Source organism: Methylobacterium sp. BTF04 (assembly GCF_010692745.1).
Taxonomy (GTDB): domain Bacteria; phylum Pseudomonadota; class Alphaproteobacteria; order Rhizobiales; family Beijerinckiaceae; genus Methylobacterium.
Map to the genome: position 1 here is coordinate 118,242 of NZ_JAAHTB010000005.1, position 13,142 is coordinate 131,383.

At 66.9% G+C, this 13,142-nt stretch carries 15 protein-coding genes; 9 read left to right on the forward strand and 6 right to left on the reverse strand.

The features are described from left to right. Positions 1-100: 100 nt before the first annotated feature. Positions 101-640, forward strand: coding sequence for a hypothetical protein (locus tag G3T14_RS05135; RefSeq protein ID WP_163640720.1), 540 nt, complete (start codon positions 101-103; stop codon positions 638-640). Beyond that, on the forward strand, positions 630-1,352 hold the full coding sequence (locus tag G3T14_RS05140; RefSeq protein WP_163640722.1) for an HAD-IA family hydrolase: 723 nt from the start codon (positions 630-632) through the stop codon (positions 1,350-1,352). The genes G3T14_RS05135 and G3T14_RS05140 overlap by 11 nt, the downstream gene beginning before the upstream one ends. Before the next feature lie 128 nt (positions 1,353-1,480). On the opposite strand, the gene G3T14_RS05145 is transcribed toward G3T14_RS05140, so the two are convergent. Next, positions 1,481-1,966: a MarR family transcriptional regulator gene (locus tag G3T14_RS05145; protein ID WP_163640724.1), complete on the reverse strand. Its 486-nt coding sequence runs from the start codon at positions 1,964-1,966 to the stop codon at positions 1,481-1,483. A 134-nt stretch (positions 1,967-2,100) separates the two neighbouring features. On the opposite strand from G3T14_RS05145, the gene G3T14_RS05150 reads away from it, so the two are divergent. Beyond that, the gene (locus G3T14_RS05150) at positions 2,101-2,880 is read left to right on the forward strand and encodes a DUF1499 domain-containing protein (protein ID WP_163640726.1); all 780 of its coding nucleotides are present in this window, start codon (positions 2,101-2,103) and stop codon (positions 2,878-2,880) included. 4 nt (positions 2,881-2,884) lie between these two features. Here G3T14_RS05150 and G3T14_RS05155 read toward each other — a convergent pair whose 3' ends face one another. Then, positions 2,885-3,817, reverse strand: coding sequence for an MBL fold metallo-hydrolase (locus G3T14_RS05155; RefSeq protein ID WP_163640728.1), 933 nt, complete (start codon positions 3,815-3,817; stop codon positions 2,885-2,887). Between the two features lie 106 nt (positions 3,818-3,923). Beyond that, positions 3,924-4,934, reverse strand: coding sequence for a DUF2865 domain-containing protein (locus tag G3T14_RS05160; protein ID WP_163640730.1), 1,011 nt, complete (start codon positions 4,932-4,934; stop codon positions 3,924-3,926). 296 nt (positions 4,935-5,230) lie between these two features. On the opposite strand from G3T14_RS05160, the gene G3T14_RS05165 reads away from it, so the two are divergent. From G3T14_RS05165 to G3T14_RS05175, 3 genes are all read left to right on the forward strand, one after another. Continuing rightward, positions 5,231-6,772: a sensor domain-containing diguanylate cyclase gene (locus tag G3T14_RS05165; protein WP_163640731.1), complete on the forward strand. Its 1,542-nt coding sequence runs from the start codon at positions 5,231-5,233 to the stop codon at positions 6,770-6,772. A gap of 247 nt (positions 6,773-7,019) precedes the next feature. Next, positions 7,020-8,360: an Nramp family divalent metal transporter gene (locus G3T14_RS05170; RefSeq protein WP_163640733.1), complete on the forward strand. Its 1,341-nt coding sequence runs from the start codon at positions 7,020-7,022 to the stop codon at positions 8,358-8,360. Between the two features lie 610 nt (positions 8,361-8,970). After that, the gene (locus G3T14_RS05175; protein ID WP_003599466.1) at positions 8,971-9,147 is read left to right on the forward strand and encodes a DUF1328 domain-containing protein; all 177 of its coding nucleotides are present in this window, start codon (positions 8,971-8,973) and stop codon (positions 9,145-9,147) included. A 99-nt stretch (positions 9,148-9,246) separates the two neighbouring features. Here the strand turns inward: G3T14_RS05175 and G3T14_RS05180 are convergent, their stop codons facing one another. Continuing rightward, complete coding sequence (locus tag G3T14_RS05180; protein WP_246732927.1) at positions 9,247-9,549, reverse strand: NepR family anti-sigma factor; 303 nt, start codon at positions 9,547-9,549, stop codon at positions 9,247-9,249. A 111-nt stretch (positions 9,550-9,660) separates the two neighbouring features. On the opposite strand from G3T14_RS05180, the gene G3T14_RS05185 reads away from it, so the two are divergent. Further along, positions 9,661-10,464, forward strand: a complete 804-nt coding sequence (locus G3T14_RS05185) for a response regulator (RefSeq protein ID WP_163640734.1) — start codon at positions 9,661-9,663, stop codon at positions 10,462-10,464. A gap of 442 nt (positions 10,465-10,906) precedes the next feature. Then, positions 10,907-11,278, forward strand: coding sequence for a hypothetical protein (locus tag G3T14_RS05190; RefSeq protein ID WP_163640735.1), 372 nt, complete (start codon positions 10,907-10,909; stop codon positions 11,276-11,278). A gap of 134 nt (positions 11,279-11,412) precedes the next feature. Here G3T14_RS05190 and G3T14_RS05195 read toward each other — a convergent pair whose 3' ends face one another. After that, on the reverse strand, positions 11,413-11,607 hold the full coding sequence (locus G3T14_RS05195) for a general stress protein (protein WP_163640736.1): 195 nt from the start codon (positions 11,605-11,607) through the stop codon (positions 11,413-11,415). A 344-nt stretch (positions 11,608-11,951) separates the two neighbouring features. Here G3T14_RS05195 and G3T14_RS05200 point away from each other — a divergent pair, with 344 nt between their 5' ends. Further along, complete coding sequence (locus tag G3T14_RS05200; protein ID WP_163640737.1) at positions 11,952-12,395, forward strand: cyclic nucleotide-binding domain-containing protein; 444 nt, start codon at positions 11,952-11,954, stop codon at positions 12,393-12,395. A gap of 112 nt (positions 12,396-12,507) precedes the next feature. On the opposite strand, the gene G3T14_RS05205 is transcribed toward G3T14_RS05200, so the two are convergent. Next, positions 12,508-12,960 carry a VOC family protein gene (locus tag G3T14_RS05205; RefSeq protein ID WP_163640738.1) on the reverse strand — a complete coding sequence of 151 codons (453 nt, stop codon included), beginning with the start codon at positions 12,958-12,960 and terminating at the stop codon, positions 12,508-12,510. Positions 12,961-13,142: the final 182 nt, after the last annotated feature.

The following is a 13,142-nucleotide window of genomic DNA, read 5'->3' on the forward strand; positions in this document are numbered from 1 at the left end:
TGCCTGATGGGTGGCCGAGGGCCGACATGCGGCGATGCGCGACTGTAACGACCCTGGCCGACCGCATAAACCCGCGCGACGTCGCAACCGGACCGGACCCATGCTCGATCCCGCAACCATCGTCGCCCATCCGGCTCCCGGCCGCGCCTGCGGCCCGTGCACCCTGTGCTGCAAAGTCTACGATGTCCCCGCGGTGGAGAGCGTGGCGGGCGAATGGTGTCGCCACACCAAACAGGGCCGCGGCTGCGCCATCCACCCCACCCGCCCCGACCATTGCCGCGCCTTCCACTGCCTGTGGATGACGGAGGCGTGGCTCGGCCCGGAATGGAAGCCGGACCGCGCCAAGATGGTGCTCAGCCTCGATCCGGTGTCGCGCCACATGAACGTGCAGGTCGATCCGGGCCAGCCCAACGCGTGGCGACGAGACCCGTATTATGGCCAGCTGAAGCGCTGGGCCCAGGCCTCGCTGGCGCAGAAGCGCCACGTCCTCGTCCACCTCAACAAGGCGACGACGGTGGTGCTGCCCGACCGCGACGTGGCGCTCGGCGTGTTCGAACCCGGCGACCGAATGGTGGCGCGCGAACGGATGACGCCCAACGGCATCGTGATCGATGTCGAGAAGGTCCGTGATGCCGCCTGAGCGTCTTCGCGGCATCCTGTTAGACAAGGACGGCACGCTGATCGACTTCGACCGGACCTGGGGGCCTGCCGCCTACGCGGTGATGACACGCGTGGCGGACGGCGATCGGGGGCGGATCGAGGCCCTGATGCGGGTCAGCCATTACGTCGAGGACGAGCGGCGCTTCCTCGCGACCTCGCCGCTCATCGCCGGCTCGTCGGCGGTCTATGGCCCGCTCTGGGCGCGCGCGCTCGGATGCGCGGCGGGGCCGGCGCTCTATGGCGAGATGGACCGGCTGTTCCGCGAGGAGGGCCTGCGCGCGCTGACCCCCATCGGCCAACCGGCGCAGATCGCCGCGACGTTGACGGAACGGGGCCATGCCGTCGGCATCGCCACCAACGATGCCGAGGCCTCTGCGCGGGCACAAGGAACCGCGCTCGGCCTCGACCCCTATCTGGCTTTCGTCGCGGGCTATGACTCAGGTCACGGCGGCAAGCCCGAGCCGGGCATGGTTCTGGCCTTCGCGGCGCATCTCGGCGTGGCGCCGACCGCGGTCGCGCTGGTGGGGGACTCGACCTACGACCTCGTCGCCGCCCGTGCGGCCGGCGCCATGGCGATCGCGGTGCTCAGCGGTCCGGCGGGGGAGGGCGCCCGAACCGAGCTGGCACCGCTCGCCGACCACGTCATCGGATCGATCATGGACCTGCCGGCGCTGCTGGCCGGGATGTCCTGATCGTTCACGCGGCCATCGACGCCGAACGTCGAAGATCGTCTCAACGGTCCCGAACCGCAGGCGCGGTGCGTGGAGCGTTCCGGAGTTCAGCCACCACGAAACCGCGTCCGTCGCGATTGGCAGCGGAGCTACGAGCCCGCATCCTCGCGGGCGACCTCGCGCCATTGCTGCACCAGCCGATCGAAGGCGGCGATGTCATCCCGCGCGAGCCGGCCCAACGTCCGGGCCACGTAGGATTTCTGCGCCGCGATGCCGCGGGTGGCGAGGTCGGCGCCGGCTGGGGTGAGGTGCAGGGCGTGCGAGCGCCGGTCGCCGGGAATGGCGCGGCGCTCGACGAGACCGGCCTCCACAAGCCGGTCGATCAATCCTGAAACATTGCCCTTGGTGACGTAGAGCCGGGCAGCCAGATCCTGCTGGGTCAGCCCCTCGCATTCGGTGAGGGTCGAGAGCGCATCGAATTGCGGGATCGAGAGACCGAGTTCGCGTAACGCCATACCCATGGCGGCCGTGACGCGGCGGTTGAGCCGGACGAAGCGAAACCAGACCCGAAGAGGGTCGGGATCGCGCGGGTCGGGATCGTGCGGTTCGGGCTGAGGGGGTACGGACGCGGACATCGTGCCTGCCGCTATAACAGAACCGCGGCCCGCCGGAAGCTGTGCCGGCGGGTGGCGTGCCGACCCGAGGACCGGTACAGCTTCGGTCTCCGCGCGATCCCGCGCGCCTCCCGGACAGCGATCCCGCCCCCCTGATGCGTCGTCTGCCCTTCGAGGAACCGATCACCCGCGCCGGCCCCTACGCGCGAATGATGGCGATGCTGTCGCTCCTCGCAACTTTGTTCGCCCTGATTCTGGTCCGCGATCCGCGGGCGGATTCCGGAGCGGCACTGACGGCCCTCGGCGGTGGTCTCGCGCTGGCGCTCGTCGCCGTCGGGCTGGCGCTCATCGCCTTCGTGCGGGTCTGGCGCGAAGGCGCCCGCGGCCTCGGGGCCGCCCTGGCCGGGCTCTTCGTGGCGAGCCTCGTTCTCGGATACCCGGCCTACGCGGCCCTGCGCGGCTTGCGCCTTCCGGCGCTGTCGGACGTCACCACCGATATCGACAATCCGCCCGCCTTCTCGCGCTCGAAGGCGGCATTCGCCGCCCGCGACGGACGCTACCCAGTCGATCCGGGGGCCGCAGCCCGGGCCGAGCAGCGCGCGGCCTATCCGCAGATCGCGCCGCTCACCCTCGACCTCGACGCCGACGAGGCGTTCGAACTCGCCCGCAAGGCGGCGGTGAACCGGCGCTGGCAGATCGTCGAGGCGATCCGCCCCGGCGGCCGCATCGGCAATGGGCGGATCGAAGCGGTGGCCCGGGGCCTCGTCCTCAACCTCGCCGACGACGTCACCGTCCGGGTGCGCCCGCGCGCCGACGGGGCCCGCATCGACGTGCGGTCGGCCTCGCGTCTCGGAGGCCGCGACTTCGGCGCCAATGCCGACCGCATCCGGGCCTTTCTCGACGAAGTCGCCAACCTCGCCATCGCGGTGAAGTGATCGCTCACGCGAGGGTGTAGATCCCCTCCAGCCGGGGCGGTCCATCGGTCGCCACGAGGTCGCGCTCCACCAGATCCTCCAGATGGGCGAAGACCGAGAGCGCGGCGGCCCCGCGCAGGGCCGGAGCGAGTCCCTGGTAGATCACCGCGACGATGGAACGGATGTCGCTATCGCCCGCGGCGAGACGGGCACGGATCGCGGTCTCGCGTTGGCGGCGATGGGCGGCGAGACCCCGCACGAACCGGCGCGGATCGCGCACCGGGCCGCCATGGCCCGGCCAATAGACCGCCTCGGGCCGATCCCGCAGCTTGTCGAGGGAGGCGAGGTAGGCGCGCATCGAGCCGTCGGGCGGCGCGACGATGGTGGTGGACCACGCCATGACGTGGTCGCCGGAGAACAGGGCGTTCTCCTCGGGCAGCGCGAAGGCGAGGTGGTTCATGGTGTGGCCGGGCGTCTCCACCGCCACGAGGGTCCAGCCGGGGCCGGACACGGTGTCGCCCTCCGCCATCTGGCGATCGGGGCGATGCTCACGATCGGCGCTGGCATCGAGATGCGGATACTCGCCCTCGGCGAGATCGCGCGCGGCCCGGTGCGGGCCGCAGCCGACGATGGGCGCGCCGGTCCGCGCCTGGAGCAACCGGGCGCCCGGTGAATGATCGCGGTGGGTGTGCGTGACCACGATGGCGTTGATGCGCTCACCCATCGTCGCCTCCAGCAGGCCGGCGATATGGGACGCGTCGCCGGGCCCCGGATCGATGACCGCGACCGCACCGGTACCAACGATGTAGCTGCAGGTACCGCTGGCGGTGAACGGACTGCCGTTGGGACAAATCCGCCGGCGGATCAGGTTCGAGACCTTCACGGTGACGCCGCTCGGCGGGGTCGCTCCGTCCAACGCCGGCTCTGGGGCGGCGGGATCGGTCCGCGTCTCGCTCACTCGTGCACCTGCGTGCTCACTGCCGACTCCGGGCGCTCTGGAGGGTAAGCGCCGGCCCTACGCCATCGCGGCGTCCGCGACAACGCGAGGCTCACGAGACGGAGCGTCAGTAGACGAACGGTGAAGCGACCACGACGCGCACGGTGGCGAAGGACGGCTCGACCTCGATGGGCGCGGCCAGGGCTTCGAAACCGCCGGCACCGGCGACCCGGATGCGCGGACCGCGATCGGCGGCGCGCATGGCCTTGCGGAAGGCCCGTGCATCGGCCTCGCGTCGCACCACATCGATCTTGGCGTCGATCTCCCGACGGGCCCGGCGGGTCAGCCCCCTGGCTTGGCGAAAATCGACCACCGTGAAGCCGCCGGTTCGCGTCGGCGTGACGACACGGGCACTCGTGGCGGTGGCGACCACGTCGCCGGCGCGCAGGGTCAGGTCGCGTTCGAGGGGCAGCGGCGCCGCGACTGTGCCTTCCGGCTGGCACGAGCACTGGTCCACGCGTTTGGTGCGGTAGAGGTTCGCCACGCCCAGGTTGCGATAGGGCTGACCGTCGAGGCCGACGGCCCGGTCGAGATCGGTCTCGGACGCGCCGAGGGTAAACAGACGAGTCGGCGCATTCGGGCAGGCGGCCGCACAGGCGGCCTCGTGCACCGGCAGGTCGGCTCGCGAGCCGAGGCGGCCGAGGGGAAACAGATAGCCGTCGCAGGCGCGCACGCAGACTGTCCGGGCGCCGAGCGCCGAAGCGGTCAGCGCTGCCGCGGCGACGGCCGAGCGCGAGGCCCGGCTCGCACGGCGACGGGGAGCCGGCAGGGCGGCCACCGGCCGGGGAGTCTGCCGCGCGAACCGCGTCGCGGTGACCCTCCGAGCATCGGGCAGGGAGGAATAGCGTACCCGCGCGCGGTTCGGCGCGTGGAGCCGCACGACCGGCGCCTCGACCTTGCGGGACGGGCCATGGAAAAGTTCGTCGAAGAAGTCGAACAAGCCGCCGCGCTCGGAGGCGTGGACGAGACTCGTTCCCGCCGTGACGCCGCCGAGCCCGAGCACGAGGCCCGCCAGCGCGGTGGCGATCATCTGCTTGCGGGTGCCTGCCGGGGCAAAGCGCTGCCAGTCCAATCCCAAGCCACTCATCCTTCAGGAAGTTAGAGCCCGCGCCAGGGCAGGGCGATCAGCGAGGTAAGGATTTCGTCAACGACAGTACTGCGCATCGGCATCACGCGTAACGCGGCTACACCTCTAGGTACACAGCGTTAGGAGGCCGATGCAACGGTGGCAAACCACCGAGACGATCGGGTTCGGATCACAAGTTGGTCGTTGGAGGCACGAGGCGGACAATATCCAAAAGACGGGGCGGGGGAGCGACCGTTTCGTCAATCTTTGCTGCCCAAAGGTGGGGACAACCCTGAGACCGCATCGCCATGCAGCGCCACGCCAAACGCCCAACCCTCAGCCGCCGGATTCCCATCGTGCGCTGGCTGACGGTCTTCAATATCGTCCTCGTGGTCGGCCTGGCCGCCGTCTCGGCCTATATGCTCCTCGAGATGCGGCGTGAGACCGGCGAACGCGCCGACCTGACCGCACGCAGCGTCGTGGCGGTGCTCGGACGCGACATCGGGCGCAATATCGAACTCTACGACCTGTCCCTGCGTGCCATCGTCGATGGCATGCAGATTCCTGCGGTGCGGGACGCCGATCCGGTGGCGCGCCAGATGGCCCTGTTCGACCGCGCCGCCACGGCGACGAATTTCGGCGCCACGGTGGTCCTCGACCGCAACGGCGACGTTCTGCTCAGTTCGAAACCGGGCCTAGCCTTCAATGCGCGAGACCGTGAATACTTCCGCTATCACGAGACGCGCGAAAACTCGGAGCTCTTCATCGGCGCTCCGGTCAAGTCGCGCGTCAGTGGTATGTGGGCAATACCCTTCAGCCGGCGCCTTTCGAGCACCGACGGATCGTTCGCAGGTATCGTCGTCGGGGTGATCTATCTCGACTACTTTCGAAATTTGTTCGACGCCGCCGGTCGACAGCCGAGCGATACGATTACGCTTTTCGGCAATAACGGCACGATTCTCATGCGATGGCCGTTCGACGCCGATTTCATCGGACGAAGCGTTGCGACGAGCGAGAGCTACGCCCGGATGACCGGCGCCCGGGACGGCAGTTTCCGGGGCCCCGCGATGATCGGCAACGAAACGCGCAGCTTCACCTTCGCGCAGATCGGTGACCTTCCGCTGAAACTAAGCATCTCGGTCTCGCTGGCGACGATCTATGCGGACTGGCAACACAAGGCGATCGCGCTCGGAATCGTCGTCCTGACCCTCTGCGGCGGCATCCTCGGGCTGACGTGGCTGCACCGGCGCGAGTTGCTGCAGCGCATGGCTGCGCAGGAGGCGATGGAACAGATCAACATCGAACTGCAGAAAATCGCCATCACCGATCCGCTGACCGGCCTGCGGAATCGGCGCCGTTTCGACGAGGTTTTGGCGCGTGATCTGCGCCGGGCCGTACGCCAGGGCCTGCCCCTGTCCCTCCTCATGCTGGACGCCGATTGCTTCAAGGGCTTCAACGACCGCTACGGCCACCAGCGCGGGGACGAGGCCCTGAAACTGATCGCCCGATCGATGGAAGCCGTGATCGGCGAGCGCGGCGACACGATCTGCCGCATCGGTGGCGAGGAATTCGCCATCGTCCTTCCCGATACCGACTTGATCGGCGCCGAGATCGTCGCGACGCGGATCTGCGAGGCAGTGGCGGCCTGGGGCCTACCGCACGAGGCCAACCCGCATCGGATCCTGACCGTGAGCATCGGTGTGGCCGGTATCCCGACCACGGCAAAGGCAGACGCGGCCGGTCTCGTCGCAGCGGCAGACGCGGAACTGTACGAAGCCAAAAGTATGGGCCGGAACACCGTGCGGGTCTCCGGTGCGGCGAAGCGGAGCTTGCGCCTCGTGGTTCAGTGACCGCCAGATACCCGGTTCGAAAGCGGATCGGCGCGGAGGCTTCGGTGCCCGCCTCCTGGACGGCGATCACGGCGATCGCGCACGTTCGGACCTGATGCGCGGCATTGCGCAGGATTGGGCACACCAACGCTCGATTTGGTCGCCCCTGTCGTTATCTTAGCCGTTTATTTTCATTATAGCCGATGCTATATGCGACTTCGATGCGGGCAAGCGCCCCTCAGATTGTCCTCGAGGGGCGCGAAGCGGCATGGGTTACGAGGGTCGGCCGTGGCGTTTTAGCCGCGGCACGCATGAGGAGGCGAGCCTCGGACCGCTGAACGGCAGCGTTCCGGTGCGCGATACGGGGAGCTGGCTCCGCCGGCTGATGGGCTTCATCGGACCGGGTTACATGGTCTCGGTGGGCTACATGGACCCGGGCAACTGGGCCACAGACATCGCCGGTGGTTCGCAGTTCGGCTACACCCTGCTCTCGGTCATCCTGTTGTCGAACCTGATGGCGATCGTGCTGCAGGCGCTGGCGGCCCGGCTCGGGATCGCCACCGGTCGCGATCTCGCCCAGGCCTGCCGCGATCACTATTCCCGGCCCGTCGGAATTGTGCTGTGGCTGGCCTGCGAGGCGGCGATCATCGCCTGCGATCTCGCCGAAGTCATCGGCACCGCCATCGCCCTCAAACTGCTGTTCGGCATACCCCTGGTGGTGGGCGCGACGCTCACGGCGCTCGACGTCTTCCTGATCCTGCTGCTGATGCGGCGCGGCTTCCGGGCGCTAGAAGCGTTCGTGATCGCGCTGCTGGCAATCATCTTCATCAGCTTCGTGATTCAGATCGCGCTGGCCGCCCCTCCGATACAAGCAGTGCTCGGCGGCTTCATCCCGACGACCGAGATCGTGACGAATCCGGCAGCGCTCTATATCGCCATCGGCATCATCGGGGCGACGGTGATGCCCCACAATCTCTATCTCCACTCCTCGATCGTCCAGACGCGCGCCTATCCGCGTACCGAGGAAGGCCGCCGGTCGGCCATTCATTTCGCGGTCGCGGATTCCACCATCGCGCTGATGCTGGCGTTGTTCGTGAATGCCGCGATTCTGATCATGGCGGCGTCGGTGTTTCACGCCAACGGCCGCAGCGACGTGGCGGAGATCGAGACAGCCTATGAATTGCTCAGCCCCCTGCTGGGCGCCGGCATCGCCTCGACCCTGTTCGCGGTGGCGCTGCTGGCCTCGGGCCTGAATTCCACGGTGACGGCGACGCTGGCCGGTCAGATCGTGATGGAGGGTTTCCTGCGTCTGCGCATCCCGGACTGGGCGCGCCGGCTTCTCACACGCGCCCTCGCAATCATGCCGGTCGTCGGTGTGACCGCGCTCTACGGAGAGCAGGGAACCGCAAAGCTGCTGGTTCTCAGCCAGGTGGTGCTGTCGATGCAGCTTCCCTTCGCCGTGATCCCGCTGGTCAGCTTCGTCTCAGACCGGGGCAAGATGGGAAATCTAGTCATCCCGCGATGGCTCAAGGCCGTGTCCTGGGGCATCGCCACCCTCATCGTGGCCTTGAACGGGAAGCTGCTCTTCGACACCGTTCTGGGACCCTGATCCGTCAGGGCACCAACACTCCCGAATTGGGCCGGTCGAACCCCACGCCCCGCGTCGTCCGACAATGACCGCGAGGCGCGCCTTCGTTCAATTCCGGCGGGCGCGCACTCTGACCGGCACCGGCTGGGGCACGGGAAGAACACCCTCGAACACGGCGTCTGCCCCCCGCACAACGGCATTGGCCGCACGCGTCACCGCCTTGATAATGCGGTTAGCGATGGAGGCGACAGTCGATTCTCTCATGACGGGCTCCTGACCGTGGGCTCCTGACGAACGCCCCCCAGCATGCCCGGTTCCGGGGGGTCGCGTAACAGCTAAATGGCGACCCGCGGCCGCGAACGCATCGGCTGTGGGCAATCCGCCGCATGAGACAGGCAGGGTGTGCCCGCCGCAAGGCCCTCGGAGACGAATGCGACGATTCGGGTAAGGTCACGGACCCTGCCGAAATGCGTCTCGCAGGGACTGTACCACCGGAGGATCGACCCATTCCGGGCCTGCCACAAACGTGGCGATCGTGTGACGTGGGCCGGAACTGCCATCAGAACTTGGCGTTATGCTGTCATGAGGTCGCAGCCGATGCTGCACCAGTCTTCTTGAAGGGTTGAGTCACATGCTCGGGTGGGCTGTAACATTTCTCGTCGTCGCTCTCGTGGCTGCTCTGCTCGGGTTCGGCGGCATCGCCGGCACTGCAATGGAAGCCGCCAAGCTCGTCTTCTTCGTCGCGATCGTTCTATTCGCCATCTCGGCCGTCATCGGCCTGATGCGCGGCCGTTCGCCGACACTTTGAACCACGGGCCGAGCGCCCGAACTTCCAAATGAAGAAGGCCGCCCATCACTTGGGCGGCCTTTTCCATGTCCGGGATCGCCGGAGTGAAAACTGCGGGTATCAGACCGGATCGGACGACGAATCCAGTTGCGCGATCAGATCCCGAAACCGATCGGGGACAGGCTGCTGGACGATCGTGTCGTACATCGCCCGCAGATGCAGGCCGATCCGCTTCTGGGTGTGATCACTCAGACCCTGCGCCTGAGCGCCGTGGTCGTGATGCGCATTGCCGTCTTGGCCGGCCTGGGCCGCACCAAGCCTTTTGGAGGGGCTCTTGCCCTGTCCAGCGTCATCCATTCGTGAATCCCCTTGATGCCGATTGGCGGCATCGCCGCGATTGTTTTGCGGCTTGACATAGGTCATGGCTGCAGCTGCAACGCCGTAACGAACAATCGGTTCCAGATCGGCGGAACGGAGCCCTGCATTCCGCGTTGTGGCGGAGGCGCCCGAGAACGGCAAAGCCAAGGGGATATAATGTCGACAGCTCAACTCGTCGTGCAACACCTGCCGTACCTACGCCGCTATGCGCGGGCGCTTACGGGTAGCCAGGTGGCCGGCGACGCATACGTGGCCGCCACCCTGGAGACGCTGGTCAACGAGCCCGAGACGCTCGGTCGTAGCGCCAACGTCAAGGCCGACCTCTTTCGTGTCTTCACTCGCATCTGGAATTCCCTGTCCGTGAACGGCCAGAGCGAGCATGTCCAGCACGACCTGCCGGCGGAGGTTCGCCTCGGGCAGATCACGCCGCTGCCGCGCCAGGCGTTCCTGCTGTCCTGCCTGGAGGGGTTCTCCGAGGAGGACGCCGCCATCATCCTCGACGTCGACGTCACCCAGGTGCGCGATCTCGTCGACGAGGCCGGACGCGAGCTCGCCGCGGACATGGCGACCGAGATCCTCATCATCGAGGACGAGCCGTTGATCGCGATGGATCTCGAAGCGCTCGTGGAAGGTCTCGGCCACAACGTCATCGGCGTGGCCCGCACCCGCACCGAGGCGATCAAGATCGCCTCGGAGGGCACGCGTCCGGGCCTGATCCTGGCCGATATCCAGCTCGCCGACGGCAGTTCCGGCCTCGATGCCGTGAACGATCTGCTGAAGACCTTCGAAGTGCCGGTGATCTTCATCACCGCCTATCCCGAGCGCTTCCTCACTGGCGAGCGGCCGGAGCCCGCCTTCCTGATCGCCAAGCCATTCCAGCCAGCCAACGTCTCGGCGGTGATCAGCCAGGCCCTGTTCTTCCAGCAGAGCGCGCGGCGGCGCGAAGCCAAGACGGCTTGACGGTCGGCGACCTGAAACGCCCGGCCTGAGGTCGCACTCGGAAGGGATGACGTGAAAAAAGCCTCGGCACGATTGCCGGGGCTTTTTTCGTCGGTGCACGCGGAAAAACGGCAAGAAAAAACGGGCCGGATAAAAATCCGACCCGTTAAAAGGTTCCGGCCAATGCACAAGGGGAATGCGGGGGGAGGACCAGGCGGCCGGGTGACCCACTAACGGTCCACCACCCTCCGGGTTCCGAAACCGGCGAAAATCCATCGTTTTTCAGAGGCCGATGCAGAAAAGCGACACTTTGGCTCGCTGCGGCGAAACCCGACAGCCAGTCCATTCAAAGGCGATCGATCGCGCTTACTGAATGTAAGCCGAATTTTAGTGGTTAAGGAACCGAGTTCCCGCACGGACGTTAGGACGACAACCTGTCAAGCTCCTTTTGGAGATTACGACGATGTTGCGGTCTGGCTTATTCCTCAGCGTGAGTGGACCGGCAGCGCTTCTGACCCTGCTGATCCAGCCGACGATCCAGAAGGCTGCCGATCAATGGACCCCGTCGGCGACGATCTCGGCACCCGGTTCGGTTTCAGCCGTTTCGGCCTCAGGCGTTCAGGCGATGGCGCCGATCACCAGCCCGACGCGGATGGCTGCGATCCCGAGCACGGGACCGCGCGCTGCTCCCACCCTGCCACTGGCGAGCCGGACTGCGAGCGACAAGGATCCGATCAAGGTCCGGCGTCCGATCCAAGAGGGTTGTGAGCGGGCGATCAGTTCGCTGGCAGGCCCGGAGGCTCGTCGCATGGTCGCCGGTCGTTGCATGACCTGAGGCGCCGCGAGTCTGCCCAACTCCCGATTGCGTCAGAAAATAGAAAAGACCCCAGCCAAACGGCGAGGGGTCTTTTTGTCGTCGAAATCCGCAAAAAAAATGCGCGCAACCCCGTCGGGCTGCGCGCGTGCCGTTCAATCGTCGCCGGGCCGACCGGTACCGGTGGACTGGCCACCCTTACGGCCCGCCGTGGATGCGAGTTCGCGGTCCTGGGAAAACGAGCGCTTCTCGGCCGGCACGCTGCGCCCGCCCTTGCTCGCGATCTCCCGCTGCCGCTCCAGATCCATCGAGGCAAAGCCTCGCTTCGAGGTGGAATTTCCTGATGCCATCAGCGCCTCCTCCGAATTGCTCTCACTGACCTGACAACCTTTGCCAATATCGATGGTTCCTCACGTCGGACGATCCTGACAAACCGATCATCGCAACAGTCCGCGACCTGAAGAAGAAACCGCCGTCACCTTGAAATTTCGCGAGATTAATCCATCCCAATACGGTCAAGCTTCGAATCGCTCGATATAAGAGCGATGCGGAAAGCGCCGCTTTCTCCCGCGTCGGCTTGCCCAGGCAGAGCGTCCGGGGCTGGACAACGCTTCGGCAACCCGCATGGATACGGTCTTGATCGTGCCGGACCGAAGATGACGGGGGACGGACGCGCCATCGGAGCCAAAACCCCATGACCCTCGATACCGAGGTCTCTTCGCTACGCCAGGTGCCGCTGTTTCGCGGCGTGGAGCCGTCGCGCCTCAAGCTTCTGGCCTTCACCAGCGAGCGCGTGCATTTCGAGGCCGGCCAGCAGCTCTTCGCCCGCGGCGATGCGGCGGATGCCGCCTACCTGCTTTTGGACGGGTCGGCCGCGGTCACCATCGACGGGCCGCAGGGCCCGTTCCGTCTGGCACTGCTCGGGGCCAATGCGCTCGTCGGTGAAATGGGCATCCTCGCCGAACAACCGCGGTCGGCCACGGTGACGGCGGTGGACCCGACGACGGCCTTGCGCATCGACCGCACCGTCTTCCTCGAACTCCTCGCCCAGTTCCCACAGATCGGAATCGCGGTGATGCGCGAACTGGCGCTTCGTCTCGAACAGACCAACCAGCAGCTCGCCCAGCGCAGCAACTGAGACCGGGCCTCATCGCGGGCGACACGTCGCGCTTTTGCCACCGCGATTGTCGCGGGCCAGTCATCCGCCGGGTCTAAAGGGTTATGAGCGACGCGGCCAAGTCAGTGAGGCGTCAGGGGTCCCGCGGGTCGGGATAGGTGATGAACTCCATCAGCGACCCATCGGGATCACGGAAGTAGACGCTGATCCCGGCGCCAGCAGCTCCGTGGCGCTCTACCGGCCCGAGTTCCACCGGCACCCCATGGGCCGCGAGATGCGCCATGGCCCCCTCGATCGGACCCGACCAGCGGAAGCACAGATCGCTGTTGCCGGGCATCACCGGCTTGTCCGCCAGCGGCGTCGGCGAAAGGCCCGGCCCGTGAGCGTTGAGTTGTACACCGCCAAAGCGATAGGCGACTCCGTGGCCGCGTGGGACGACCTCGGCCCCCATCACGTCGCGGTAGAACGCGGTTGCGCGCGCCCAGTCCGAGACGTGGATCACGCAATGGTCGAGGTGGATCGCCGGACCGAGTTCGGCGAGCGCGGCGTCCGAATCCATGACGGTGAAGGTCTGAGTGTCGGCCATGCGGGTCTCGTCATGCTGCCACGGCGGCGAGGAGGATCATGTGGCGGCGTCGGACCGGACGCAATGCGTCGGACGAAACGGATGCGCCTCGCGAGACACGCGATCAACGAACCCGCGTCGGCGCCATCAACGCCGGGTGGTGGTCCGACAGCCACCGGTTGGGTCTACGAGCAGGCTCTCGA